This is a genomic window from Roseivivax sp. THAF197b (assembly GCF_009363255.1).
Lineage (GTDB): Bacteria > Pseudomonadota > Alphaproteobacteria > Rhodobacterales > Rhodobacteraceae > Roseivivax.
In genome coordinates this window covers 514,921-539,242 of sequence record NZ_CP045318.1, presented here as the reverse complement: position 1 = coordinate 539,242, position 24,322 = coordinate 514,921, and the positions used below count along the sequence as shown (strand labels likewise).

Below are 24,322 nucleotides of genomic sequence, written 5' to 3'. Positions count from 1 at the left end.
GTTATGCCGGTCGCGAAGATCACAGCTCCAGGATCGCCTTGGAGATGATCTGCCGCTGCACCTCGTTCGAGCCGCCGTAGATCGAGAGCTTGCGGTTGTTGAAGTAGCTTTGCGTCGCGGGCAGCGCGTAATCGGGGCCCACGGGCGAGACGTTCGCGCCCTCGTCGAGCGCCTCGGAGACGAACGGCATCGCGTAGGGCCCCACGGCCTGACGGGTCAGCGCGTTGATCTCCTGCCGGATCACCGTGCCCTTGATCTTCAGCATGGAGCTTTCGGCCCCCGGCGCATTGCCCGCAGCAGCCGCCGCGATGGTGCGCAGGTTGGTGGTGGCCATCGCCATGAGGTCGATCTCGACCTGCGCCATCTTGGCGGCGAAGAACGGGTTCTCGATCAGCGGCTTGCCGCCCGACTGTTCCAGCCCCGCGATGCGCTTGAGGTTCGACAGCGCCGAGGTGGCAAAGCCCACGCCGGCGATGTTCGTGCGTTCATGGGTCAGGAGATACTTGGCATAGGTCCAGCCCTTGTTCTCCTCGCCCACGAGGTTCTCGGCGGGGACTTTCACGTCCTCGAACCAGACCTCGTTCACCTCGGCCTCGCCGTCGATCAGCACGATGGGCCGCACGGTGACGCCGGGCGTGTCCATGTCGATCAGCAGGAACGAGATGCCCTCCTGCGGCTTGCCGTCCTTGGACGTGCGCACGAGGCAGAAGATCATGTTCGCGTATTGGCCGAGCGTGGTCCAGGTCTTCTGGCCGTTGACGATGTAATGATCGCCCTCGCGCACGGCGGTGGTCTTCACCGAGGCAAGGTCCGACCCCGCGCCCGGCTCGGAATAGCCCTGGCACCACCAATCATCCCCATTGAGGATGCGCGGCAGGTAATGCGCCTGCTGCTCCTTGGAGCCGAACTTCATCAGCACGGGCCCCAGCATGTTCAGCCCGAAGGGCACGATGCGGGGGGCTGCCGCGCGGGTGGTCTCTTCCTCGAAGATATGCCGCTCAACGGCATCCCAGCCGGTGCCGCCATGCTCCTTCGGCCATGTGACACCGAGCCAGCCCTTCTCGTTCAGGATGGCGTGCCATTCCTCGTAATCTTCCTTGGTCAGGCGCTTGCCGCCCGCGACCTTGTCCGACAGGCGCTTGGGCAGTTTCTCGGCGAGAAAGCTGCGCACCTCATCGCGGAAGGCTTTCTGATCGTCGGTATAGGTGAGATCCATTGTCGTCTCTCCTTGGTCTGGAATTGGGATGCGGGGGGCGCGTGTCGCCCGTCACGCTGATATGGCTCAGAAAATCTCGAAGAGGCCTGCGGCACCCTGTCCGCCGCCCACGCACATGGTCACGACGCCGAGCTTCGCGCCGCGGCGCTTGCCCTCGAACATCAGGTGGCCCGTCATGCGCGCGCCGGTCATGCCGAAGGGGTGGCCCACGGAGATCGAACCGCCCGAGACGTTCATCTTGTCGTTGTCGATGCCAAGCTTGTCGCGGCAATAGAGCGCCTGCGAGGCGAAAGCCTCATTGAGCTCCCACAGGTCGATATCGTCGACGGTCAGCCCTGCACGCTCCAGCAGGCGCGGCACGGCGAAGACCGGACCGATGCCCATCTCGTCGGGCTCGCAGCCCGCGACGGCGAAGCCACGGAACCGGCCCAGGGGCTCGAGGCCTGCGCGCTCGGCCTCCTTGGCGTCCATCATGACAAGCGCCGCGGCCCCGTCCGAGAGCTGCGAGGCATTGCCCGCGGTGATGAACTTGTTTTCGCCCTCGCGCACGGGCTTCAGACCTTGCAGCGCTTCCAGCGTCGTGGACGGACGGTTGCATTCGTCCTGCGCGATGGTGACCTCGTGATGGGTGACCTCGCCCGTCTCCTTGTCCTTCTTGGCCATGGTTACGGTCATCGGCGCGATCTCCTGATCGAACCGGCCCTCTTTCTGGGCCTCTGCCGTGCGCATCTGGGACTGATAGCCCAGTTCGTCCTGCGCCTCGCGGGAGATGCCGTAGCGCGCGGCGACGTTGTCGGCGGTGTCGATCATGGGCAGGTAGAGGTCGGGCTTATGCTCCATGATCCACTTGTTGGGTGCCTCATCCGGGGGCGGCTGCACGCCCGAGATCGACTCGACGCCGCCCACAAGAACGGCCTTCGCGCCCTCGGCGGCGATCATGTGTCCGCCCATGGCGATGGCCTGCAGGCCGGAGGCGCAGAAGCGGTTCACGGTGGTGCCCGCGATGGACACAGGCAGCCCCGCGCGGATCACGGCCTGCCGCGCGATGTTGCGCCCGGTGACGCCCTGCGGATAGCCGCAGCCCCAGATCGAATCCTCGATCAGCGCGGGGTCGATGCCTGCGCGCGCCACGGCGTTTTCGGCGGCGTGCCCGGACAGGTCCGCGCCATGGGTGATGTTGAAGCTGCCGCGGGCGGCTTTGCCGATGGGCGTGCGTGCGACGGAGACGATGACGGGATCGTTCATGGTTTTCCTCCCTCAGCCCTTGTCGTTCAGGCTGGCAAAAGTGGCGTTGTCTTGGACGAGGCGCTTGAGAAGCGCGGAGGGCTGCCAGAAGAAATCGTCTTCCTTGGCGTAATCCTCGATATCGGACAGGAGCCCTTTGAGCCCCACATGGTCGGCCCAGTGCATCGGCCCGCCGCGATAGCGCGGGAAGCCGTAGCCGTAGAGGAAGGTCACATCCACATCGAGCGGACGATGCGCGACGCCTTCCTCGACCACATCCGCGGCCTCGTTGACGAGGGCGGCCATGTAGCGGCGCTGGATCTCCTCATCGGTGAAGTCGCGCGGGGTGATGCCCGCGTCCTGCCGCGCCTTGGCGACGAGGTCTTCCACCTCGGGGTCTTCCTTGCCGCCGCGCGTGCCCTCTTCGTAGATGTAATAGCCGCGGCCCGTCTTCTGGCCGAGACGGTTCAGATGATAGAGCTCATCGGCCCAGGTCGGCACGATGTCGCGCGGATCGCGGGTGGCCGCTTTGCGCTGCCGGGTCATGTAGCCGATGTCGAGGCCAGCGAGGTCGCCCATCTCGTAGGGGCCCATGGGCCAGCCGAAGGCCTTGATCGCGCGGTCGATCTGATAGGGGCTCGCGCCCTGCAGCACCATCCGGTCCGCCGCCGCGCGGTATTTCGCGAGGATGCGGTTGCCGATGAAGCCGTCGCAGACGCCCGCGCGCACCGCCGTTTTGCCCAGCGTTTTCGCAAGCGCGAAGGCCGTGGCGGTGACATCATTCGCGGTCTTGTCGGCGACGACGACCTCCAGAAGCTTCATCACATGCGCGGGCGAGAAGAAGTGCAGGCCGATCACGTCCGCGGGGCGCGACGTGCTGGCCGCGATCTCGTTCACGTCGAGATAGGAGGTGTTCGTGGCGAGGATCGCACCGGGTTTCATCACGCGGTCCAACTCGGCGAAGACGGTTTTCTTGACGTCCATGTCCTCGAACACGGCCTCGATGGCGAGGTCGGTCTCCGACAGCGCGTCATACTCCAGCGCGGTGCGGAACGTGTCGGACAGGATCGCCTCCTTCTGCGCCGCACTCAGCTTGCCGCGCTTTACGGCCCCGTCGAGGTTCTTGGCGATGGTCGCGCGGGCCTTGTCTGCCGCGGCGTCATCACGTTCGATCAGCGTCACGTCGAGGCCCCGGGTCAGGGCCGCCGTGGCGATGCCCGCGCCCATCGTGCCGCCGCCGATCACGCCGATCCTGGCGACGGGGCGCGAATCGACACCCGCAATCTCGGGGATCTTCGCGGTCTTGCGCTCGTTGAAGAAGGCGTGGATCAGCCCTGCCCGCTGCGGCGTGTCCATCATTTCGGAGAAGATGCGGCGCTCTTCCTCGAGGCCGGGCATGAACTCGAGGCGGGTCGATGCCTCGACCGCATCGATGGAGGCAAGGCGCGCCACCTCGCCGCGGTTCTTCTTCGACCAGAGCGCGCGGGCCTCCGCGAGCGCCGCTTCGTCATGATCCGGGCACGGCATCTGGCCCACAGGGCGCGGAGCCGCGCCCGCGGCGACAAGCTCCTTCGCGTAATCGAGACCCGCCGTGCGGGGATCGCCCTCCGCCAGACGGTCGGCAAGACCCATCTCGACCGCGCGCTCGGCAGAGACGGTGCCGCCCGCCGGGATGATCTCGAGCGCGGCCTTCACGCCGATCACGCGCGGCGTGCGCTGGGTGCCGCCCGCACCGGGGATGATGCCGAGATTAACCTCCGGCAGGCCCAGCTTCGCGCCCTTGAGGGCGACGCGGTAATGACAGCCCAAAGCCACTTCGAGCCCGCCGCCCAGAGCCGCGCCCTGGATGGCGCAGATCACGGGTTTCGTTGCTGCCTCGATATGGTTGCAGACCTCGGGCAGCCACGGATCCTTCGGCGGCTTGCCGAACTCGGAGATATCCGCACCGCCGAGGAAGATCTTGCCCGCGCCGAGGATCACCGCGGCCTTGGCCGCATCCTCCCCGTTGAAGCGGTCGATGGCGTCCCAAAGGCCCTTGCGGACCGCATGGCCCAGCGCGTTGACCGGCGGGTTGGCGACGGTGATGACGGCGATGTCGCCGTCCAGTTCGTAGGTTACCATGTCGGTCATGCCGCACCTCTCTCAGTGATTGGTGAATTCATTTCGTCAGCCACGCATCGTCATGGCGGAACCCTGCCCCATGATCCGCTCAAGCTCCTGCACGGCGGCGTTGAGCCGGGGGCCGACCTCGGTCCGCATGCGCTCGACACTCAGATCGGCGGGCAGAGCGCCGCAGGTGAAGACCACCGGTTCGGACAGGTCGCGCGAATGGAAGGGGCGCGCGACGGCGTGGATGCTGGGGGTGTAGTATTCGTCGGGATCAGTGATCGAGAAGCCCTGCCCGATGAGCTGGCCCCAGGCCTCGCGGCGCACCTCGGCCGCGCGTTCCGGTGTCAGACCTTGTGCGCCCGCGACGTTGGCGACGGTCTTCTCGAAGACCTCTTCGGTCATCGCCGCCAGGAGCGCGTGCCCCGAGGAGGTGCCGTTGAAGGGCAACCGGTGCCCGGTCTCCAGCCAGAGCGAGGAAACGCCCGTGGGCCGCCAGGTCCGCAGGATCAGAAGCTTGGTGTCGTCGCGCACCAGAAGAAGCGACAGCGTGCCGGTCTCGTCGGCGAGCCGCTGCATGATCGGGCTGGCCAGTTCCACGAAGGAAATGGACGAGGCCGCGATATTGCCCAGCGCCAGCAGCGCGGGGCCCGGGCGGTAGCGGTCATGGCGGCGCGCATGGTTGAGGTAGCCCAGCGATTGCAGCGTGAAGGTCAACCGCGACACGGTGGATTTCGGCAGGCCCGTCCGCTCCGATATCTCCGCATTGCCCAGACCATCGTCCGAGGGCCGGAAGGCGCGCAGCACCGCCAGCCCGCGCGCCAGCGTGGTGGCGAAGCGGCGGTCGTTCTCGTCCTTGGGCAGGATGCGGATATCGGTGTCTTGGGTCATGCGCAGGCCCTCTACATCGACATCGGGATCAAGAGGGACAGGATCGGGAACGCCATGATCAGCGCCAGCACGATCACGTCCACCGACAGGAAGCGCAGGATGCCCGAGAAGATCCGGTCGATCGGGACTTCCTTGCCCACAACGCCCGAGATCACGAAGACATTGAGGCCCACGGGCGGCGTGATGAGGCCGATCTCAAGAAGCTTGATGACGACGACGCCGAACCAGATCAGATCCCAGCCGTAGCTTTCCACCAGCGGCACCATCAGCGGCAGCGTCAGCACCATGATTCCAATGGGATCGAGGAACATGCCGAGCACGAGGTAGATGATCGCAATGGCGATGAGCAGGACGAGCACCGACAGGTTCGCATCGGTGACGAAGCCCACGATCTCGCCCGCCACACCGGTCAGCGCGATGAAGGCCACGAAGATCTTGGCGCCCGCGGCGATGATGAAGATCGACGTGGTCTGCACGACCGTCTCGCGCAGGCTTTCCCAGAGGCCCGCGAAGGTCAGCTTGCGCTGTGCAAAACCGATGACGATGGCGGCGGACACGCAGACCGCCGCGGCCTCGGTCGCGGTGAAGATGCCGCCATAGATTCCGCCCACGATGATGACGAAAAGGGCGACGGCGGGCCAAGCCTCGATGGCGGCCTGCGCGCGCTCGCGCCCGGTGATCGTGCCGGTAAAGGCCGGGGCGGATGCGGGATCGCGCATCACCCAGATCCAGATCACCAACAGAAAGCCCAGGAGCGACAGGATGCCGGGGATGATGCCCGCAAGGAACAGCGAGGAGATCGAGGTCTCGGTGAAGATGCCGTAGATGATGAACAGCACCGAGGGCGGGATGAGCGAGCCGAGCGTGCCGCCCGCGGCGACAGACGCGGTGGCCAAGCGCTTGTCATAGCCCATGCGCAGCATTTCGGGGCTGCAGATTCGGCCCATCGTGGAGGCGCAGGCGATGGAGGAGCCGGTGATTGCCGAAAAGCCGCCGCAGCCCACGACCGAGGCCATCGCGACCCCGCCGGGGATCGAGGCGAGCCAGACGCGGGCGGCGTGGTAGATCTTCGTCGTGATCTCGGCGCGGTAGGCGATGTGGCCAAGGGCCACGAACAGCGGGATCATCGACAGATCGTAGCTGTGCACGAGGTCGAAGGAGTTCGAAAAGACGAGGCTCGAGGTCGGGGTGAAGGCCCGCTCGGGCACGAAGGTCCCGGTGCGGAAGGCAAAGATCACGAAGGTGCCGATGGAGGCCACGCCTGCCAGCGCGAAGGCGATGGGCACGCGCAGGCCCAGAAGCACGATCACTGCGGCGAAGGCGACAAGTCCGACGATGGTTCCGTCCATGACTTACACCTCCTCTTTCTGTGCGGGGCCGTAGCCCGTATCGGGCAGCGGCTGTCCTGCGCGCATTGCGGTGATGTCGCGCCAGACCATGATCGCCAGCCGGAGCCAGCAGAAGGAAATCCCCAGAAGGAAGATCACGCGGCCCGGCCATTTCGGCAGGTTCAGATCGCCAAAGAAATAGCCGCCCGAGGACAGGGTATGCGTCACCTCGCGCCAGCCCGCCCAGAGAAGCGGCGCGAGCGCCAGCAAGCCGAAGATCGACCCGAAGACGATCAGGCTGTCGCGCGCCCGGGGCGGCATGCGGTTGGAGACGAACTCCACGACGATATGGGCGCGGTTCGCGGTGGTGGCGGCAAGCGGCAGGATGACCGCGGCAACCATCAATTCGCGGACCATGACGATGGCGTCGGGAACGTTCGAATTGAAACCGGCGCGCAGGATCACGGTCAGGGTAATCAGAAAGCCGAGGCCCAGCACGGCGGCAATAGCCAGATCGACGAGCAATTGCTCGATACGGCGCAGCATGGCGACACCTTCAGGGAAGTATGGGGGAGTGTGTGAACGAGAGGGGGGGCGCGCCCGGACCTGTCTCGGCCCGGGCGCGACGCGCAGCGCGGGGTTTAGCCCTGCTCGCGCTCCCAGGGGTAGCCCATCTCGTCGCGCTCTGCGGCGTATTTGGCCAGAAGGCCCTTGTACTCTTCGAGGATGGCCGCGCCATCGAGGCCCATCTCGGACATCTGCGCCGTCCATTCGTCGACATACTTGGCGCCTTCGGAGACGAGCTTGGCGCGCTCCTCGGCGGGCAGCTCGATGATCTCGACACCAGCCTCCTGCATGGTCGCGATGGCAGCCTCGTTATCGGCGGTGATGAGGCGGCCCAGCTCATCGGACATCTTCTTGCCGGCCTCGAGCAGCACCTGCTGCGTCTCTGCGGGCAGACCGTCGAAGATCTGCTTGTTGGCGAAGACGCCCAGCGCGCCGGTCTGGCCCCAGTTCAGAAGGGTGTAGCTGTCGATGACTTCCTGCTGCTTCAGCGCCGCGGTGGCGTAGCTGTAGGTCTGCGAGCAGTCGATGAGCCCGGTATCGAGCCCCTGATAGGCGTCATAGATCGACATTGGCACCATGTTCGCACCGAAATCGCCGAACGTGTCGCCGTAGGCGCCGACGCCGCGGATCTTCAGGCCTTCGATATCCTCGACCGAGCGGATCGCGGTGCCCTTGCAGCCGATATGCACGGCCGACGTGGTGAAAGTGCCGAGATAGACGAGGTTCTGATCTGCCAGGTTGGCCTGGATCGCCTCGTTCGAGCGCATGATCTCGTCGGTGGCCTTCATGCCGACCCAGGCATCCGCGTTCTCGAGCGGCATGTCGGCGACACGGTAGGCGGCCATCTCCTTGGGGAAGTAGACGGCGATGATCGTGCCCATATCGGCCACACCGTCGGAAATGCCCGAGAGCGCAGCGCCCGCCTTGAAGAGCGCGCCGCCCCACTGGATGTTCAGCGACACGTCGCCGCCCGACATCTCTTCGACCTGCTGCGCGAAGAAGTTCAGCGATTCGCCGCGTGCGCCGCGGTTCGGACCCGCCTCGCCGACAAACAATTGCTGCGCCTCGGCTGTGGTTGCCCCGAGCGAGATCGCACCGGTGGCGGCAACGCCCCCGACGATCATGGCACTGGTCACTGCGGCTTTCATCAAGTGCATAACTTCTCCTCCCAAGTTTCACTATGCAGAATTGAATTCCACGATATGCGTAAAAACCAAACGGCCTTCGGTCAATCCCCTTTCGCGCGCAACGGGCCAAGACCCTGTTCACAGGCGATAGATTGCCGAAGAGGCCGGGCGCTCAACCTGCCTCCAGGGAAAGAATGCGGCGAATCGCAAAGCGGTAGCCATCGGTGCCCGCCCCCGCGATCACCGCATCGGCCCGAGCCGAGACGTAGGAGTGATGCCGGAAGGCCTCGCGCTTGTGGATGTTGGAGATATGCACCTCCATCACCGGCCCCTCATAGGCGTTCAGCGCATCGAGGATGGCGACAGAGGTATGCGAATACGCGCCGGGATTGATGACGATGCCCGCCGCTTCCTGCCGCGCCTCGTGGATCCACTCGACGATCTGACCTTCATGGTTGGATTGCAGCGCGCGCAGACCGAACCCGCCCTCCCGCGCGATCTCGGCGCAGTCGCGGGCGACATCCTCCAGCGTCTCGTGGCCGTAGATTTCGGGCTGACGCTGCCCCAGGAGGTTCAGGTTCGGCCCGTTCAGCAGGAAGAGTGTCTTGGTCATGGGGACGGCTCCGACGCGCAATGCTTCGCGGCCTTTGTGGGGCGCGAGACCGGTTGCGGGCAAGAGCCGTGACGCGCCCAGCCCCGTGCTGTGGCGCAAAAGCCCGCGGGATCAGTCCAGTGCGGAGCGCCAAGACCGGCCCGTCAGGCGTGCGATCGGACCGGAGCGGGAGGCTCCGAAACAGCAGCTGAGAACGTAGCGAAGCGGATCGAGTTGCATCATCCGACTATCCCCCGAGGATTGTGTCATGGATCATGGCGCCCCGGTAGCGCGCCTGCATGACAGAGCGGTGACGGTCGCGTGAAAGTCCCATGAAGGCCCGCAATGGCGCCGGGGCCGACCCGCCGGGGCATATCCTCTCGACGGAACCGCGCGCGCGTGGCAGAAGCGCGCCAACGCTTGCTGCAAAGGAAATGCCCGGATGTCCTTCGACCGTTCCGTCAAGATCGCCCCTTCGATCCTCTCCGCCGATTTCGCCGATTTCGGCCGCGAAATCCGCGCCATCGAAGATCGGGGCGCCGATTGGGTCCATGTCGACGTGATGGACGGCCATTTCGTGCCCAACCTCACCTTCGGCCCGCCCGCGGTGAAGGCATTCCGCAAACACGTGAAAACGGTCATGGACGTGCATCTGATGATCGCGCCGGTCGATCCCTATATCGAGGCCTATGCCGAGGCGGGCGCGGATATCCTGACCGCCCATGTGGAGGCGGGCCCGCATATTCATCGCACCCTGCAGGCCATTCGCGGCGCGGGCATGAAGGCGGGCGTTGCGCTCAATCCCGGCACGCCCGCCTCGGCGGTCGAACATGTGCTGGACCTTGCCGATCTGGTCTGCGTGATGACGGTGAACCCGGGCTTCGGCGGGCAGAGCTTCATCGACATGACCGCCAAGATCGCCGAGTTGCACGCCATGATCGGCGACCGGCCCGTGCACATTGAGATCGATGGCGGCGTCGATCCCAAGACCGCGCCAAAGGTGGTGTCAGCGGGCGCTGACGTGCTCGTCGCGGGGTCGGCCGTGTTCAAGGGCGGCTCGGTCGACACGCCCGAAATCTATGGCCAGAACATCCGCGCCATCCGCGACGCGACGAGCGGCGTCTGGGTGTGATGGGCGCGCGGATCGTCTTCGATCTCGATGGCACGCTGGTTCATTCGGCCCCTGACATCCAGGCCGTGGCCAATTCCGTTCTGGCGGAGGAAGGCGCGACCGCGCTGAGCCTGTCCGAGACGATCGGCTGCATCGGCAGCGGTGCCGCCGTCTTCGTCGAGCGGATGCGCACCTTGCGCGGGATTGCGGATACCGAACAGGCGCGGCTGCTTGAGACATTCATCTCACGCTATGAAAGCGGCGTGACGCTCAGCACGTTGTTTCCGGGCATGCTGGCCGCGCTCGACGCTCTGGCCGGGGCGGGCCATCGGCTTGGTCTGTGCACCAACAAGCCCATCGCCCCGACCCATGCGCTTTTGCGGCACTTCGCCTTGCAGGACCGGTTCGAGAGCGTGTTGGGCGGTGACAGCCTGCCCGTGCGCAAACCCGACCCGGCGCCGCTTCGCGCGGTGCTGGACGCCCTCGGGGAAGGTCCCGCGCTGTATGTGGGCGACAGCGAAGTCGATGCGGAGACGGCGGAGCGCGCGGGCGTGCCGTTCCTGTTCTTCACCGAGGGCTATTGCCACCTGCCGCAGGACGAGATCACGGCTGCGGCGCGGTTTTCGGAATTCGCGGAATTGCCGGGGTTGGTTGCGCGGGTTTTGGCCGCGAGGTGAACGGCGTACTCAGTCGCGGAATCAAGGCCAGAGGCCGCCGCGACCAGCGCCTGCCCGGCCCGGCGGGCTGGCGCTTTGTCGACGCAAGAGCGCGGTACATTCGACGCAATGACGTGATGAAATAAAGCGCGCACCACATTCGGTGCAGCGCCATCCCCCGGCCAGGCGCTGGTCGCGGCTAAACCTCTCGTCGCGCCCGGAGGACATCATCCCTCCATCTCGACCCCGATCGCCGTGGCCTCGCCCCCGCCGATGCAGATCGAAGCGACCCCCCGCCGCGCCCCCTGCGCGCGCATCGCGCCCAGAAGCGTCACGAGGATCCGCGCGCCGGATGCGCCGATGGGATGGCCCAACGCCACGGCACCGCCATGCACGTTCAGCTTTTCGCGCGGGATCCGCAGCTCCTTGGCCGAGGCCATGGCGACGACCGCGAAGGCCTCGTTGATCTCGAAGAGGTCGACATCGTCGACACCCCAGCCCAACGCCTCGAACAGGCGCTGCTTGGCGTAGATCGGTGCGGTGGTGAACCAGCCCGGCGCGCCCGCATAGGCCGAATGCCCCATGATGCGCGCAATGGGCGTCAGCCCCAGCCGTTCCGCCTCGGAGGCGCGCGCAAGGACCAGCGCCGCCGCCCCGTCATTGATGGAGGACGACGAGGCCGCAGTGATCGTGCCGTCCTTCTTGAAGGCAGGCCGCAGGTTCGGGATCTTCTCGGGGTCGATGTTCTGCGGGCCTTCGTCCCGCGTCACCTCAACCGCGCCCTTGCGCGTCTTCACCTCGACCGGCGTGACCTCCCAGTCGAAGGCGCCGCTTTCGGCGGCGCGCTTGGCGCGGGTCACGCTTTCGATCGCATAGGCATCCTGATCGTCGCGGGTGAATTGGAAGGCCTCAGCACAATCCTCCCCGAACGTCCCCATGGAGCGGCGCGTGCCGTCGGGGGCGATGTCGTAGGCATCCTCCAACCCGTCGAGCATCATGTGATCGAGCACGCGGGCATGGCCGATCCGCGCCCCTGCCCGGCCCTGCGGCAAAAGGTACGGCGCGCCGGTCATGCTTTCCATGCCTCCCGCCACGGCCACGCCGATCGTGCCTGCCGCGATGGCGTCATGGGCCTGCATCACCGCCTTCATGCCCGAGCCGCAGACCTTGGAGACGGTCGTGCAGGGCACCGAGACCGGCAGCCCCGCCCCCAGCGACGCCTGCCGCGCAGGCGCCTGCCCGAGCCCCGCAGGCAGCACATTGCCCATCAGGACCTCGTCCACATCCTCGCCCGAGAGCCCGGCCTGCGCCAGCGCCCCACGGATCGCGGCAGCACCCAGCTCCGTCGCGGGCACACCGGTGAACGCGCCCTGGAACGCACCGAGCGGGCTGCGCGTCGCAGCACAGATCATGACGGGATCCGAGGTGATATCCTTGGGCATCGAAGGGCTCCTTTCCGGCGAGACGCTGCGCGGCGACACGATCTGCGGCCGCGCCTTCGGGCCTCAGAGTGACCAATTCCGCCGCGTTCCGCAATTCTTCCGACGCCTCGCCCGCGCAAACCGTCAAAGCCGTCCGGCCCATCCGTGAAAATACCGTTAATGTTCGCCGTGCGGCCAATTCACGCGATGCCCTGCGCGGGATTCGTGGCAATCTGACGCCGGGTAAAGTGTAAACAGGTGTGCGACATGAAAACGGTTTCCGCAGAGACCACGTACTGGAGCGAAGTGTCCGGGGATTACGCCCCTTTCGATGGCTATTCGCACTGGGAGCGGGCGACCGCGACATTCGATCCGCGCGCGGTGCTGCTTTTCGCGGAACTCCGCCCCTGCGGCACGGTCACCACGCTGGAAGCCGCTATCGAGTCGATCTGCAACGAGCCCAGGGCAAAACTCCAGGTTTCGGAACGCGACGCGCTGGCCACGGAGCTGGAACGGCTGAGAGGCCGCTCGAGCGGTGCGTCGTATGGCGCCGACGACGACCTCTCCCCGTCGTCGGACGCCTTTCCGTGGCGCGTCGCGGTGGCCTTCTTCTGGCTGGGCGAAATCGGCGAGGTTCCCGCCTATTGCCACCTTCTTCATGTGGGACCGCGCGTCGAGAGCCTGAGCGAGACCGATCCCCGCGCCCATGCCCCGATCCCGCAGGCCCAGGGCCGCGCGACACAAGGCGGGCCGATCATGGGCTGCATCGACGACGGCATCGGCTATCTCAACACGCGGTTCCGGGCCACGCCTACCGAAACCCGGATCGAGAAGCTGTGGCTGCAGACCGAGCCGCGCGCGGCAGCCCATGATCTGATCGAGCCCCTGCCGGAAATGCGGATCGGCCAGGTGCTGACCAAGGCCGATATCGACGCGGAACTGGCCTCCGGCATCTCGGAGGCGTCACTTTACCGGGCGCGCAATGACGGGCTCCTGCCTGCGGATCTTCGCCGGTCGACCAACCATCACGCGAGCCACGGCACCCATGTGCTGGACCTCGCGGCGGGCGCCGATTTCGAAGATCCGGCCGATGCCCTGACGCGCTTGCCGATCCTCGCGGTGCAATTGCCCCCTGCCGCCATCGCGGAGACCTCGGGCCGCAAGACCGAAGGCTATGTGGCCGTCGCCCTGCGCTGGATCGCGACGGAGGCGCTGCGTCTGTCGGAATGCGACGGGCGGCCCGTGATCGTGAACCTGAGCCTCGGCGCGCTTGCCGGGCCCGGCGATCACACCGCGTTCCTTGCGCAGTGGATCGCGTTCGAGATCGCGCGGTACGAGCGGCTTTCGGGCGGGCGCCTGCAAGTCATCGCGGCCTATGGCAATGCACGGCTCGACCAGCTCGTGGCGCGGACAGAGGTGTCCCGCGCGGCGCCCATGCGGCTCGATTGGCGGGTCCAGCCCGATGACCGCACGGCGAGCTTTCTGGAATTGCGCGCGGCACCCGAGGCCCAGGGGATGCGCGTGCGCCTGACCCCGCCCGATGCGCGCTGGCCCGCGCTGACGCTCGACTGGCTGGAGCCGGGGGAAGGCCGCCTCCTGATGCGCGGCGATCATATTCTGGGCGCGGTCTACGGCACCGAAATCGCCGATCTGAGCGAGCCTGATCCGGCCACGCTGCCCTGCCCCAGCATGCTGATCGCGCTGGCACAGACGCACCGGATGGACAATGCCCCTTCTGTTCCGGCGGGCGCCTGGCGGGTCGAGGTGGAGACCACGCAAGATGCCGCCGCGCTGGTCACGGCAGAGGTTCAGCGCGACGACACGCCTTTCGGGTTCCGACCGCGCGGACGGCAATCCTATCTCGATGCGCCGGGCTGGCTCTTCGATCCGGAACTGGGCGCACTCGGCGCGCCCGCGCCCGGCAACCCCGTCACCCGGCAAGGCACGGCGGTGGCCTTCGCGGGGGCCACGACGGCGCATCTGTGGTTCGTGGCCGCGGCCCGATCCCAGACCGGCGCGCCGGATCGCGGGCAATCCGAACGGTTCTCCGCCGAAGGGATCATCGACATGCTGGCGCGCGCAGGGGAATCCCCCGGACCGACACTGGCCGCACGCGGCGCGGATGGACCGATGACGCAAGGCGCGCGCGCAGCGGGCGTTCTGACAGGGTCGGTGGCGCGGTTCGCGGGCACCAGCGTGGCCGCTCCGCGCGTGGCCCGGGCGCTGGCGCAGCTCTGGCTGGCCTCAGGCGCGCCCGGCGATCCCGAGGCGGATCTGGCCGCGATCCTTGCGGCCACCCCGCCCCTGCCCGGCCCGGATACCCGGACCGGACGCGGCGTGATGCTGGATTATCCCCATTCCTTGAGGGCCTGAGTTCCGATCGCCCCCATCAGGCGCGCGCGGCGGCCCGTCACGGTCGCCGCGTCGAGATCCGCAGGCAGCAGCGCCCGCAACCAGTCCCGCCAGGCCTCAAGCGTGAAGCCGCCATTCCAGGACGTTGGCGCATCCGTGAAGGGCGCGGTCGGCGCGAAATCATGGGCAAACCCGTCGCCCAGCGCGGGCCGGGCGAGACTGATCCCGAGCATGAAGCCAAGAAGGCCCCCATAGGCGCTGTCGATGGGGAAATGCACCCCTGCCACCGTGCGATTGTCCGCGATCCGGGCGGCCAGCGCGAAGGGCATCAGCACGTTTTCCTCCGCCGCACCCGACGGCGCATCAGCGGTAAGGATATCGATCAGCCCGCGCACCGCGTTCTGCGCCGGATCGCGGCCCTTGAGCCACATGAGCGACAGAAGCGTGGCGAAGGCGAAGGCCTCGGTCGCATGTCCGCTCGGGCAGGAGCCATGTCCGGGCGTCTGGATCATCGGCTGAACCTTCGGAGAATACGCGCTGGGACGCGGCACTGCGGCCGCGAATTTCACCGCCTGCTCGGGCTGGATCACCACGTCGTAACACCGCGCGAGCAGCTCCAGCGTCCAGCGCCGCGCGTAATTGTCGAGATGGATCTGCGAGCCGAAGAAGCTCAGCATGTCGCCGGTCTGCAGCACAATCTCGCCCAGCCGGTCGGCGCGCAGATCCATCGCGGCGCGCAGATGCGGCAATTGATGCGTGCCCAGATCCGCCGCCGACGGCGTGGGCAGGGTCAGCGTCACGGTCCGGCCCGCGACGCGGGGCGCTTCCGTCGTGCCGTTGACGGTGAAAAAGCCGCTCATCTCCTGTGCCACGGCAGCGGCGCGGGCATCGGGTTGCAGCGCCTGCAAACGGTCGATGACGGCGGTGGAGGGCGGCGTCGGTGTCTCGCCCGTGCCATCCCAATAGCCCAACAACCCCTCGGCGGTCACGCCAAGCGCGTTGCTGGCCAATGGTCCACCTCCGCCGCCGGAATGAATGCCGTGGATCCCGTGAATTCCGTGGATCCCATGAATGCCGTGGATGCCATGGATCCCGTGAATCCCATGGATGCCATGAATGCCGAGTGTGGACATACCGATTACTCACCTTTCCAATTTCCCGGCCCCACCTTGCCCGCAAGTGCCGATTTCCCGAAGCTCGAAGGTCGCGGCAGAACGGTTTTGACGAAGATTTCACGCCGAAACCGCGCTATTTGCGGCTATGCACAAAGCTGCTAGCTTGGCGCGGTCGCAAACAAGGGGGCTTGTGTGCACGTTCAGCTGATCGGCGGATTTCGTGTCACGGGCGCGGATGGGGAGGATTGCACGCCCTCGTCTGCGCGCGCTCGGGCGCTCTTGGCGATCCTGACCCGCACCGACGGACATCTCCGCGCCCGGCGCTGGATCGAACGCACGCTCTGGTCCGATCGCAGCCCGCAACAGGCCTCGGCCAGCCTGCGCACGGTTCTGACGGAGATCCGCAAGGCGCTCGGCCCCGAGGCCGCGCAGTTCCACACGGACCGCGATGCCGTGCGCCTGGATCATGTCACCTGCGACGTGGAGACCGCGCCCGATGCGGCACTCGAGGCGTTGCGCACGGGCCGGGATCTTCTGGAGAACGTGCAGATCGGCGATCCGGCCTTCACCCGGTGGCGCGACGATGCGCTGGCGCGCATCCTCGAAGAGCTGGGCACGCTCGACCGGTCCGTCCTGCCGGACGCCGCCGATCCCGCAGAGCAGCCGCGGCGCGCGCTGAACCTCAGGATCAAGTCCTTCGGCGAGGAGGAGAACGGCAAGGGCGCCTTCGTGGGCGCGCTTCTGGGCGACACGATGGCCAATCTGATCGCGGATTTCGGCTGTTTCAGCATCTATACAGGCTCGGATGGTCCGTCCGACCCGTCGGACCTCGTGCTGGGTGTCAACACGCTGACCGTGGGCGATGACGTCCAGGTCCTGGCCGGGTTGACAGCCCGCAAGACCGGAGAGCTGATCTGGTCCGACAAAGTCCGGATCGACATGCGCAAGCCAGACCTTCTGGAGCAGGGCGATATCCCCCGCATGGTCTTCCACTCCGCCGAGCGGGTGCTGACCCAGGACCTGTCGGGCGAGACAGATGCCAGTGTTGCCCTGAAGGTGGATGCGCGGGTCAATGCGGCCATCGCCGCGATGTTCACCTATGACAGCGCGAAACTGCGCCACGCGGAGACCTTGCTGGCCGAGGCTGCAGCGCTCTTGCCGCTGCCCCGGATCGCGGCCTGGCGCAGCCTGCTGCGGCAGATCATGATCGTGGAGCGGGTCGATCCCGGAAATTCCGCCCTGTTCGAGGAGGCCACCGAGTTTGCGCATCTGGCCCTCGTGGGCAATGACGGCAACGCGCTTGTCAGCTCGCTCGTGGCGCAATTGCTGGCCATGCTGGAGAATGACACCGGCGTCAGCGCGGCCCTCGCCGAAGATGCGGTGCGCGCGAGCCCCTACAATGCGTTCAGCCATTCGGCCAAGGCGACCGTGGCCCTCAGGGCAGGCGCATCGGAAGCGGCCCTTGCCTCCAGCCAATATGCCGCGAACCTCGCCAGCCGGTCCTCATCGGCGCATTGGTTCGACACGCTGGCGGGGCTGTCCGCGATCACGGCGGGAGATATCCCGAAAGCGCTGAGCCATCTGGAACGCGCCCATGCTCGTGCGCCTGTCTTCCGCGCGCCGATGCGGCACCTGATGTGCCTTTACGCCGCCGAGGGCCAACGCGAGCGGGCCATGTCCATGGCCGAGAAGCTGCGCGCCGTGGAGCCCGATTTCGATATCCTGCGCGTTCTCGACGACGAGAATTACCCGGTGCTGACCCTGCGGCGCACGAACCTGCTGCCGCCGAGACAGATGGCGCGCGACCTTTCCTGAGGCGGCTTTGCGCCCCCAAAAGACGCGCGGATTTTCCTATATATTTCAACGCCTAAGCGGCGGCGCGGATCACCCTCAATCTCGGGATGGGCAGGCCCTGCGACATGCCGTCCCTATCGGTCCGATAAGCGTTGAGACGCCGGCCCGCAGCCATTATTTAGATTTCAGAAATTACTGAAATGCAAAAAGACATGGCCAATATCGAACACGAATTCATCCTGCATTTCGGCGAGATGGGCTCCCGCTGGGGGATCAACCGGACCGTCGGGCAGATCTATGCGCTGCTGTTCATCAGCGAGGAGCCGCTTTGTGCCGACGGCATCTGCGAGCGGCTCGGCTTTTCGCGCTCGAACGTGTCGATGGGCCTCAAGGAATTGCAGAACTGGCGGCTTGTCATCCGCAAGCATGTGGATGGCGACCGTCGCGAGTTTTTCACCACACCGTCCGATCTGATGGCGATCGTCCGCACGCTGGTCGAGGAGCGCAAGAAGCGCGAGATCGACCCGACGCTGACCAAGCTCCGCGAGCTGGAGATGGAAAGCAGCATTGCAGGGCAGGATGGCAGCTATTCCACCACCCGCATCGCCGAGCTGCGCGAGCTCATCGAGAACATGACCGCGCTTTATGACGATCTCGCCCGGATCGAGACTGAACGGCTGGCCACCCTTCTCAAGGCCGGCTCCACGCTTTCCAAGCTGGTTACTGCCACAGGCCGGGTCATCCCGCTGAGCAGCGCCCGGAAAGCGACCGCAACCGAGGATAAATGACATGATGGACACTCTCCTGCTGTCGCGGATTCAGTTCGCGGCCAACATTTCGTTTCACATCCTGTTTCCGACGATCACCATCGCTCTGGGCTGGATGCTGCTGTTCTTCAAACTGCGCTTCAACCGCACCGGGGAAGAGCGCTGGATGGACGCCTACCGCTTCTGGGTGAAGGTGTTCGCGCTGTCGTTTGCCATGGGTGTCGTGTCGGGCATCACCATGTCCTTCCAGTTCGGCACCAATTGGCCGGGCTTCATGGAAAGCGTGGGCAACATCGCAGGCCCGCTTCTGGCCTACGAGGTGCTGACCGCCTTCTTCCTGGAGGCCGTGTTCCTCGGCATCATGCTCTTCGGGTTCCGTCGCGTGCCGGGCTGGGCCCATACGGCGGCGACCTTCCTCGTGGCGTTCGGCACCACGATGTCGGCCTTCTGGATCATCGTGCTGAACAGCTGGATGCACACGCCGCAGGGCTTCGAGATGCGGGACGGCGTGGCCTATGCCACCGACTGGGCCGCGATCATCTTCAACCCGTCGATGCCGTACCGCCTCGTGCACATGCTGCTTGCCTCGGGACTGACCGTGGCCTTCCTGATCGCCGGTATCTCGGCCTTCCGCTGGATCCTTGGTGACCGGGGTGCGGAGGTGCGCACGACGCTGCGCACGGGCCTCATCACCGCCGCCGCCCTGATCCCGCTGCAGATCCTTGCGGGCGACATGCACGGCCTCAACACGCTGGAGCATCAGCCTGCCAAGGTGGCGGCCATGGAAGGCAACTGGGAAACCGGACCGAACGTGCCGCTGGTGCTGTTCGCGGTCCCGAACGAGGAGACCCGTTCAAACGATTTCGAGATCGGCATCCCGAACGGTGCGAGCCTGATCCTGAAGCACAGCCCCGATGGCGTCGTGCCGGGCCTCAATGACTTCGTCACCGACGACGGCGAGGTTCTGCACCCCCGCGTGGCGCCCGTGTTCTACGGCTTCCGCGTGATGGTCGGCACCGGTTTCGCAATGCTGGCCCTGAGCTGGGGCACACTTGCCCTGATGGCGCGGCGCAAGCCCGGCGCGACCGGCAGCTGGCTGCAGACGCGCCGCGGGATCGATGCGCTGCCGCGCCCGGTCTTCTGGATCGCGATGGTCATGACCTTCTCGGGCTGGGTCGCGACGCTCGCGGGCTGGTACGTGACCGAGATCGGCCGCCAACCCTGGCTCGTCTCGGGTGTGCTGCCCACCGAAGCCGCCGTGGCGGAGGTGCCCTCGGGCATGGTGCTGAGCACGCTGCTGGCCTACCTCGCCGTCTACGCGGCGCTGACCCTGGCCTATATCGGGGCGCTCGTGCACCTCGCCCGGAAAGCCGCAGGCAAGACGAAGGCCGAGACCTACGCGCCTGCCGCCCACAACCTGCAACCGGCCGAATAAGGAGGTCCCGCCATGATGACGCTCTTTGGAGATCCTGAAGTCTGGCTTCCTGCGACCTTCGCGGCGCTGATGGGCCTGTCGATCCTGATCTATGTCGTGTTGGACGGGTTCGACCTCGGGGTGGGGCTTCTCTCCCCGCTTGCCACCGAAGAGGAGCGCGACCGCATGGTCGCCTCCATCGGCCCGTTTTGGGATGCCAACGAGACCTGGCTCGTGCTGGCCATCGGCCTTCTGCTGGTGGCCTTCCCGACCGCACACGGCCAGATCCTGTCCACCCTCTACCTGCCCGTCGCGGTCATGCTGATCGGCCTGATCCTGCGCGGTGTCGCGTTCGAATTCCGGGTGAAGGCACCGGTCACGCAGAAGCGCAACTGGGACTGGGCCTTCTTCGCGGGCTCGGCCATGGCTTCGCTGTCGCAGGGCTACATGCTGGGGGCTTACGTCCTGGGCCTCGCTCCCGGACCGCTGACTTGGGCCTTCGCCACGCTGACCGCGATCTTCCTGACCGTCGCCTATTCCTTCATCGGGGCGACCTGGCTGATCTACAAGGCCGAAGGCCGTTTGCAGCAGAAAGCCGTGGATTGGGCCAAGGGCGGCATCTGGGGCATCCTTGGCGGGCTGGGGGCCGTGTCGATCGCATCGCCGCTGGCCTCCCCGCGGGTGTTCGAGAAGTGGTTCAGCTTCCCCGAGGTTGTGCTGCTGGCCCCGATGCCCCTGGGCTTTGCGCTGATCGCAACGCTGCTGGTGCTGGCGCTGCGCCATCTGCCCACCAAGGATGACAGCTGGGCGTGGTTCCCGTTCAGCGCGACGATTGCGCTGTTCTGTCTGGCCTTCGTGGGGTTGGCCTACTCGTTCTACCCCTACGTGGTGCCCGATCAGCTGACGATCTACGAGGCGGCCGCCGCACCGGAAAGCCTTGCCATCATCCTTGCAGGCACGGTCTTCGTGCTGCCGGTGATCCTGGGCTACACCGCGATTGCCTATACGGTCTTCCGGGGCAAGGCGACGGCGCTCAGCTACGATTGATGCCGTCTCAGGCTAGGGAAAGCCCGCCGCTCCGCTGGGGTGGCGGGTTTTTCGTGTCCGGATGCGAGTGGCGCGTGCAGTCCTCTCCCCGTCCCTGGACATTTTCGCCCCATCACGGCACGGTTGCCCACGAGATGAGCGATCATGCGGGCCACGTCGCGGAAATGCCCCGCCGCCCGCGTCTTTGAGTTGCTGCCGTCACATTCGGGTATTAGGGCGGGCCGAAATGCCCACCCGACCGGAGCTCGCGGAATGATCAAATTGCTCTCCAGCGTCTGGGCGCTGTTGTTCGGCGTGTTCCTGATCATGATCGGGAACGGGCTTCAGGCCAGCCTCATGGGTGTGCGCGGCGAGATCGAGGGCTTCTCGACGCTGGAGCTGTCGCTCATCACCTCGGGATATTTCCTGGGCTTTCTTGCAGGCTCGAAGCTGACGCCGGACCTGATCCGCAGGGTCAGCCATGTGCGGGTCTTCGCGGCACTGGGCTCGCTCATCTCCGCGGGTCTGATCGCCTTTCCGCTGGTCACCGATCCCTGGGCCTGGATGGCGATCCGCGTCTTGCTCGGCTTTTCGCTTTCCGGCGTCTACGTCACCTCGGAAAGCTGGCTGAACAACGCGGCCTCGAACGAGACGCGCGGCACGCTGCTTTCGGCCTATATGATCGCGCAGACCCTGGGCATGATCGCAGCGCAGGGCTTTCTGTCGGTGGGCGATGCGGCGGGCTTTTCGCTGTTCGTGCTGGCCTCGATCCTGGTCTCGGTGTCCTTCACGCCGATCCTGCTGTCAGCGGTGCCGTTGCCTGCCGTGGAAAAGGCAAAGCGGATGAGCCTGCGCGAACTCTATTACGTCTCGCCGCTCGGCACGATCGGGACCTTCATTCTGGGCGGCGTGTTCTCCGCGCAGATGGGCATGGCATCGGTCTATGGCGCGAAGTCCGGGCTGAGCCTGCAGGAAATCTCGATCTTCATCGCGGCCCTCTTCACGGGCTCCTTCGTCTTTCAGGTCCCGGTCGGGTGGCTGTCCGATCTGATGGACCGGCGCATCCTGATCGCGACGTTGTCCGCCTTGGGCGCCGTGGCCTGTACACTCGGCTATGTGATGGAGAGCTCCTTTGCCGCGGTGGTGATCGCGGGCGTGATCATGGGCGGCACGGCGAGCCCGCTCTATTCGCTCTTCATCGCCTATACCAACGACTATCTGGAGCTTGACGACATGCCCGCCGCCGCGAGCGGGATGGTCTTTCTCTACGGTCTTGGGGCGGTCTTCGGCCCGCTGATCACCGGTCAGGCGATGGAGGTCACATCGCCAAGCGCGTTCTGGGTCGTGCTGTCGGTGCTGTTCGGGGGCATTGCGGTCTTCACGCTGTGGCGCATGACGCAGCGCGTGGCCCCCGAAAGCGACGACTCGGCTTACGTCAACGTGTTGCCGAACTCGTCCTCCGTGGCGGTGGGGGCGGCCTATGAATGGTATCATGCCGAAGCGTCCGAGGAGGACGATCCGGACGCGGAGACGCAGGCTTCCTGACGCGCTGCGGACGCGACAGTCAAAGCAGGGCTCGGAGGCTGCCTGCATTGACCGTGACCACTCGGGCGGCGTCTATTCCGCGGTTGCCCCGAGCGCCTGAAGGCTGGACGTCATCGCGGCCACGAAATCTGCGCCGCCTGCGGGACGCGCGGCGAGAGGCGGGAACACGACATTCGTCGCGCCAAGCTCCGACGCCTGTTGAAGCGCCTCTTCGGGCGGGTCGGTTTCCCAGATCAGGATCGCATTCTCGCTGCCCGCGAGGAGCGCCGCGAGATCCTCCCACTCGGCCGCACTCGGCATCTCCCCAGCGGCCCATTCGAGCGATGCAATCTCGAGACCGTAAGCCTTCGCGAAATACTGGTAGCGCGGATGGGTGGCGATGATGGTCCGCCCTTCGAGCGCTGCGCCAACCTCTGCGGCCTGCGCATCCAGCGCCTCGAGATCCGCCGTCAGCTCCGAAAGACGCGCATCGAGCCCCTCCCCCGCCCCGGGCACCCGACGCGCCATGGCCGCCGACAGCGCCTCGGCCTGAGAGGCGGCAAGCTCGAAGTCGAGCCAGATATAGGTGGCGGTGCCGGTATGCGAATGCTCCCCGTCATCGCCGTGACTGTGGGTCACGGTTTCGGTCTTGATGTAGGCGTCGGAGAACTCCGCCGAGGTATCGACAAGGCGGGAGCGCGGCAGCGAGGCCTTGGTCGTCCATTGCGCAAAGCCCGCGCCATTGAGCGCGATCAGATCGGCCCCCTGAATGGCCGCGATATCGGCGATGCCGGGGCGCCAGAAGGCCGGATCGGTGCCGTCCGGCACGGGGAACAGCACCTCGACCCCCTCCCCGCCGAGCCGCTCCGCGAAATAGGCGAGCGGGTAGTTCACCACCGCGATCCGAGGCGTGTCCTGCGCGGCAGCGGGGACTGCGAGCAAACCGAGTGCGAGGGCAAGTCGGTGCATCCTCATTCCGCCGCTCCCTTGGCAATGTCATCGGGCGAGAGGATCCAGTAATCCTCGTGCCCCTCGCTCGCCTCGACCTCGATGGTGAGGCCTGTGGCGTAAGACGGATCAAGCGGGAACATCATCGTGCCCGTCTCACCGAGGTCCAGCGTCTGGATCTGCTCCCCGGCGGCATCATAGACACGAACCTCGCCCGCGACCGGAAGACGCCCCGTGGAGAACTTGGCCTCCACGACCACTTGACCATCCTCGACAAAGGCGAAGACGTTCAACCGGTGCGCCGCGGCCGGAGAGGCCGCGACAGCAATGGCGAGCGCAAGGCCCGAAAGAAAGCCTGCCCGTGTCATTGGCCCCATTCTTCGAAATGGACCCAGATCACCGCGCCCAGCTCATGGTCCTTGTCCTCGCCTTCGAACTGCATCGGCTCCTCGGCGGTGTTCAGCGCCGCAAACCCCCACCACCCGGCGGCGGGCGTGGCGTAGGTGAAGACGCCGTTCGCATCGGCCTTGATCGTCTGGGTGATCATCAGATCGGACGGCACCGTGGCGTCGCCGCCCTGGTTGTAAAACTCGACCTCGACCTCGGCATTGGGCACCGCCTCGCCGTCCAGCATCACCATGCCCTGAAACACGTTCCCGGCCCAAAGACCGAAGGGCTTCGACAAGGGCACGATCTCGGTCTTGAGGCCCAGCGTGGTATCCCAGCCCTCATCGTCGCCATAAGCGCTGACATAGGTCTTGGTATAATGCGTGATGAAGGCGTCCTCGGCGGGCTCCCAATAGGGTTGCGGCACCATCGCGAAGACGTAGGTGCCCGGACGGTCGAGCGCATAATCCAGCGTGAAGCCCGGCTCTTCCATGATCTGCGCCTCGGAGAGTTCTCCCAGAAGGTCGGTCTCTTCGCCCTCATGGGTCACGGTGAAGCTTTCGGGCGTCTCCAGCACCATGCCGTCCAGTTCGAACGGGTGCGAGAAGGACAGATCGAGCGTGACCGACCGGCCGTCTTCCTGACTGATCATCGGATCGTTTGGGATGATCATGCCGTAATGCGCGGCAGCCGCTCCGGCGGTCAGGGTCAAAGCGCCAAGCGCGCCGGTCATCGATCTGAAAAACATCAAGAACT

Annotated in this window: 22 protein-coding genes; 9 read left to right on the top strand and 13 right to left on the bottom strand. The window is 66.0% G+C overall.

Annotation, left to right across the window (positions count from 1 at the left end; genetic code table 11):
- Positions 1-19: 19 nt before the first annotated feature.
- The 8 genes from FIV09_RS02760 to aroQ all read right to left on the bottom strand — a co-directional run bounded on the left by FIV09_RS02760 (position 20) and on the right by aroQ (position 9,072).
- The gene (locus FIV09_RS02760; RefSeq protein ID WP_152448553.1) at positions 20-1,216 is read right to left on the bottom strand and encodes an acyl-CoA dehydrogenase family protein; all 1,197 of its coding nucleotides are present in this window, start codon (positions 1,214-1,216) and stop codon (positions 20-22) included.
- 66 nt (positions 1,217-1,282) lie between these two features.
- Positions 1,283-2,461, bottom strand: a complete 1,179-nt coding sequence (locus FIV09_RS02755; protein WP_152448552.1) for an acetyl-CoA C-acyltransferase — start codon at positions 2,459-2,461, stop codon at positions 1,283-1,285.
- A 12-nt stretch (positions 2,462-2,473) separates the two neighbouring features.
- Entirely contained in the window at positions 2,474-4,570 is a 2,097-nt protein-coding gene (locus FIV09_RS02750) for a 3-hydroxyacyl-CoA dehydrogenase NAD-binding domain-containing protein (protein WP_152448551.1), read from the bottom strand.
- A gap of 36 nt (positions 4,571-4,606) precedes the next feature.
- Positions 4,607-5,437, bottom strand: coding sequence for an IclR family transcriptional regulator (locus FIV09_RS02745; protein WP_152448550.1), 831 nt, complete (start codon positions 5,435-5,437; stop codon positions 4,607-4,609).
- An 11-nt stretch (positions 5,438-5,448) separates the two neighbouring features.
- A complete protein-coding gene (locus FIV09_RS02740; protein ID WP_152448549.1) occupies positions 5,449-6,786 on the bottom strand; it encodes a TRAP transporter large permease in 1,338 nt (445 codons plus the stop codon).
- Positions 6,787-6,789: 3 nt separating this feature from the next.
- Positions 6,790-7,311 carry a TRAP transporter small permease gene (locus tag FIV09_RS02735; RefSeq protein ID WP_152448548.1) on the bottom strand — a complete coding sequence of 174 codons (522 nt, stop codon included), beginning with the start codon at positions 7,309-7,311 and terminating at the stop codon, positions 6,790-6,792.
- 95 nt (positions 7,312-7,406) lie between these two features.
- Positions 7,407-8,489 (bottom strand): C4-dicarboxylate TRAP transporter substrate-binding protein, encoded by a 1,083-nt coding sequence (locus FIV09_RS02730; protein ID WP_254702296.1) that lies wholly within the window; start codon positions 8,487-8,489, stop codon positions 7,407-7,409.
- Positions 8,490-8,631: 142 nt separating this feature from the next.
- Positions 8,632-9,072 (bottom strand): type II 3-dehydroquinate dehydratase, encoded by a 441-nt coding sequence (aroQ, locus tag FIV09_RS02725; RefSeq protein ID WP_152448547.1) that lies wholly within the window; start codon positions 9,070-9,072, stop codon positions 8,632-8,634.
- A 421-nt stretch (positions 9,073-9,493) separates the two neighbouring features.
- On the opposite strand from aroQ, the gene rpe reads away from it, so the two are divergent.
- Together rpe and gph are read left to right on the top strand one after the other, a co-directional pair.
- Positions 9,494-10,183, top strand: coding sequence for a ribulose-phosphate 3-epimerase (rpe, locus tag FIV09_RS02720; RefSeq protein ID WP_152448546.1), 690 nt, complete (start codon positions 9,494-9,496; stop codon positions 10,181-10,183).
- Positions 10,183-10,839 carry a phosphoglycolate phosphatase gene (gene gph, locus FIV09_RS02715; RefSeq protein ID WP_152448545.1) on the top strand — a complete coding sequence of 219 codons (657 nt, stop codon included), beginning with the start codon at positions 10,183-10,185 and terminating at the stop codon, positions 10,837-10,839. Before rpe ends, gph begins: the two co-directional genes overlap by 1 nt.
- Positions 10,840-11,045: 206 nt before the next feature.
- Here gph and FIV09_RS02710 read toward each other — a convergent pair whose 3' ends face one another.
- Positions 11,046-12,260: an acetyl-CoA C-acyltransferase gene (locus FIV09_RS02710; RefSeq protein WP_152448544.1), complete on the bottom strand. Its 1,215-nt coding sequence runs from the start codon at positions 12,258-12,260 to the stop codon at positions 11,046-11,048.
- A gap of 68 nt (positions 12,261-12,328) precedes the next feature.
- Between FIV09_RS02710 and FIV09_RS20290 the strand changes: the two genes are divergently transcribed.
- Entirely contained in the window at positions 12,329-12,493 is a 165-nt protein-coding gene (locus tag FIV09_RS20290; RefSeq protein WP_172975610.1) for a hypothetical protein, read from the top strand.
- Positions 12,494-12,506: 13 nt separating this feature from the next.
- Positions 12,507-14,612, top strand: a complete 2,106-nt coding sequence (locus FIV09_RS02705) for a hypothetical protein (RefSeq protein WP_152448543.1) — start codon at positions 12,507-12,509, stop codon at positions 14,610-14,612.
- Here FIV09_RS02705 and FIV09_RS02700 read toward each other — a convergent pair.
- Entirely contained in the window at positions 14,588-15,724 is a 1,137-nt protein-coding gene (locus tag FIV09_RS02700) for a phosphatase PAP2 family protein (protein WP_216646446.1), read from the bottom strand. The genes FIV09_RS02705 and FIV09_RS02700 overlap by 25 nt on opposite strands.
- Positions 15,725-15,898: 174 nt before the next feature.
- Here FIV09_RS02700 and FIV09_RS02690 point away from each other — a divergent pair, with 174 nt between their 5' ends.
- From FIV09_RS02690 to FIV09_RS02670, 5 genes are all read left to right on the top strand, one after another.
- Positions 15,899-17,521 carry a hypothetical protein gene (locus tag FIV09_RS02690; protein WP_172975609.1) on the top strand — a complete coding sequence of 541 codons (1,623 nt, stop codon included), beginning with the start codon at positions 15,899-15,901 and terminating at the stop codon, positions 17,519-17,521.
- A 191-nt stretch (positions 17,522-17,712) separates the two neighbouring features.
- Positions 17,713-18,288: a GbsR/MarR family transcriptional regulator gene (locus FIV09_RS02685; RefSeq protein WP_172975608.1), complete on the top strand. Its 576-nt coding sequence runs from the start codon at positions 17,713-17,715 to the stop codon at positions 18,286-18,288.
- Between the two features lies 1 nt (position 18,289).
- Positions 18,290-19,702: a cytochrome ubiquinol oxidase subunit I gene (locus tag FIV09_RS02680; protein ID WP_254702450.1), complete on the top strand. Its 1,413-nt coding sequence runs from the start codon at positions 18,290-18,292 to the stop codon at positions 19,700-19,702.
- Positions 19,703-19,714: 12 nt separating this feature from the next.
- Positions 19,715-20,728 (top strand): cytochrome d ubiquinol oxidase subunit II, encoded by a 1,014-nt coding sequence (locus FIV09_RS02675; RefSeq protein ID WP_371417745.1) that lies wholly within the window; start codon positions 19,715-19,717, stop codon positions 20,726-20,728.
- 252 nt (positions 20,729-20,980) lie between these two features.
- Entirely contained in the window at positions 20,981-22,252 is a 1,272-nt protein-coding gene (locus tag FIV09_RS02670; protein WP_152448538.1) for an MFS transporter, read from the top strand.
- A gap of 72 nt (positions 22,253-22,324) precedes the next feature.
- Here the strand turns inward: FIV09_RS02670 and FIV09_RS02665 are convergent, their stop codons facing one another.
- The 3 genes from FIV09_RS02665 to FIV09_RS02655 are packed head-to-tail and all read right to left on the bottom strand — an operon-like array spanning position 22,325 to position 24,314.
- Positions 22,325-23,206 (bottom strand): metal ABC transporter substrate-binding protein, encoded by an 882-nt coding sequence (locus tag FIV09_RS02665; RefSeq protein WP_152448537.1) that lies wholly within the window; start codon positions 23,204-23,206, stop codon positions 22,325-22,327.
- On the bottom strand, positions 23,203-23,547 hold the full coding sequence (locus FIV09_RS02660; protein WP_152448536.1) for a hypothetical protein: 345 nt from the start codon (positions 23,545-23,547) through the stop codon (positions 23,203-23,205). The genes FIV09_RS02665 and FIV09_RS02660 overlap by 4 nt, the downstream gene beginning before the upstream one ends.
- Positions 23,544-24,314 carry a DUF4198 domain-containing protein gene (locus FIV09_RS02655; RefSeq protein WP_172975607.1) on the bottom strand — a complete coding sequence of 257 codons (771 nt, stop codon included), beginning with the start codon at positions 24,312-24,314 and terminating at the stop codon, positions 23,544-23,546. Before FIV09_RS02655 ends, FIV09_RS02660 begins: the two co-directional genes overlap by 4 nt.
- Positions 24,315-24,322: the final 8 nt, after the last annotated feature.

What these genes read in the sequence shown, in the direction of transcription:
- FIV09_RS02670 (WP_152448538.1), top strand. Translation starts at nt 20,981, where the DNA reads ATGATCAAATTGCTCTCCAGCGTCTGGGCGCTGTTGTTCGGCGTGTTC.
- FIV09_RS02655 (WP_172975607.1), bottom strand. Translation starts at nt 24,314, where the DNA reads ATGTTTTTCAGATCGATGACCGGCGCGCTTGGCGCTTTGACCCTGACC.
- gph (WP_152448545.1), top strand. Translation starts at nt 10,183, where the DNA reads ATGGGCGCGCGGATCGTCTTCGATCTCGATGGCACGCTGGTTCATTCG.
- FIV09_RS02680 (WP_254702450.1), top strand. Translation starts at nt 18,290, where the DNA reads ATGATGGACACTCTCCTGCTGTCGCGGATTCAGTTCGCGGCCAACATT.
- FIV09_RS02750 (WP_152448551.1), bottom strand. Translation starts at nt 4,570, where the DNA reads ATGACCGACATGGTAACCTACGAACTGGACGGCGACATCGCCGTCATC.
- FIV09_RS02665 (WP_152448537.1), bottom strand. Translation starts at nt 23,206, where the DNA reads ATGAGGATGCACCGACTTGCCCTCGCACTCGGTTTGCTCGCAGTCCCC.
- FIV09_RS02730 (WP_254702296.1), bottom strand. Translation starts at nt 8,489, where the DNA reads ATGCACTTGATGAAAGCCGCAGTGACCAGTGCCATGATCGTCGGGGGC.
- FIV09_RS02660 (WP_152448536.1), bottom strand. Translation starts at nt 23,547, where the DNA reads ATGACACGGGCAGGCTTTCTTTCGGGCCTTGCGCTCGCCATTGCTGTC.
- FIV09_RS02705 (WP_152448543.1), top strand. Translation starts at nt 12,507, where the DNA reads ATGAAAACGGTTTCCGCAGAGACCACGTACTGGAGCGAAGTGTCCGGG.
- FIV09_RS02740 (WP_152448549.1), bottom strand. Translation starts at nt 6,786, where the DNA reads ATGGACGGAACCATCGTCGGACTTGTCGCCTTCGCCGCAGTGATCGTG.
- FIV09_RS02755 (WP_152448552.1), bottom strand. Translation starts at nt 2,461, where the DNA reads ATGAACGATCCCGTCATCGTCTCCGTCGCACGCACGCCCATCGGCAAA.
- FIV09_RS02760 (WP_152448553.1), bottom strand. Translation starts at nt 1,216, where the DNA reads ATGGATCTCACCTATACCGACGATCAGAAAGCCTTCCGCGATGAGGTG.
- FIV09_RS02745 (WP_152448550.1), bottom strand. Translation starts at nt 5,437, where the DNA reads ATGACCCAAGACACCGATATCCGCATCCTGCCCAAGGACGAGAACGAC.
- FIV09_RS02735 (WP_152448548.1), bottom strand. Translation starts at nt 7,311, where the DNA reads ATGCTGCGCCGTATCGAGCAATTGCTCGTCGATCTGGCTATTGCCGCC.
- FIV09_RS02675 (WP_371417745.1), top strand. Translation starts at nt 19,715, where the DNA reads ATGATGACGCTCTTTGGAGATCCTGAAGTCTGGCTTCCTGCGACCTTC.
- aroQ (WP_152448547.1), bottom strand. Translation starts at nt 9,072, where the DNA reads ATGACCAAGACACTCTTCCTGCTGAACGGGCCGAACCTGAACCTCCTG.
- FIV09_RS02700 (WP_216646446.1), bottom strand. Translation starts at nt 15,724, where the DNA reads ATGTCCACACTCGGCATTCATGGCATCCATGGGATTCACGGGATCCAT.
- FIV09_RS02710 (WP_152448544.1), bottom strand. Translation starts at nt 12,260, where the DNA reads ATGCCCAAGGATATCACCTCGGATCCCGTCATGATCTGTGCTGCGACG.
- FIV09_RS02685 (WP_172975608.1), top strand. Translation starts at nt 17,713, where the DNA reads ATGGCCAATATCGAACACGAATTCATCCTGCATTTCGGCGAGATGGGC.
- rpe (WP_152448546.1), top strand. Translation starts at nt 9,494, where the DNA reads ATGTCCTTCGACCGTTCCGTCAAGATCGCCCCTTCGATCCTCTCCGCC.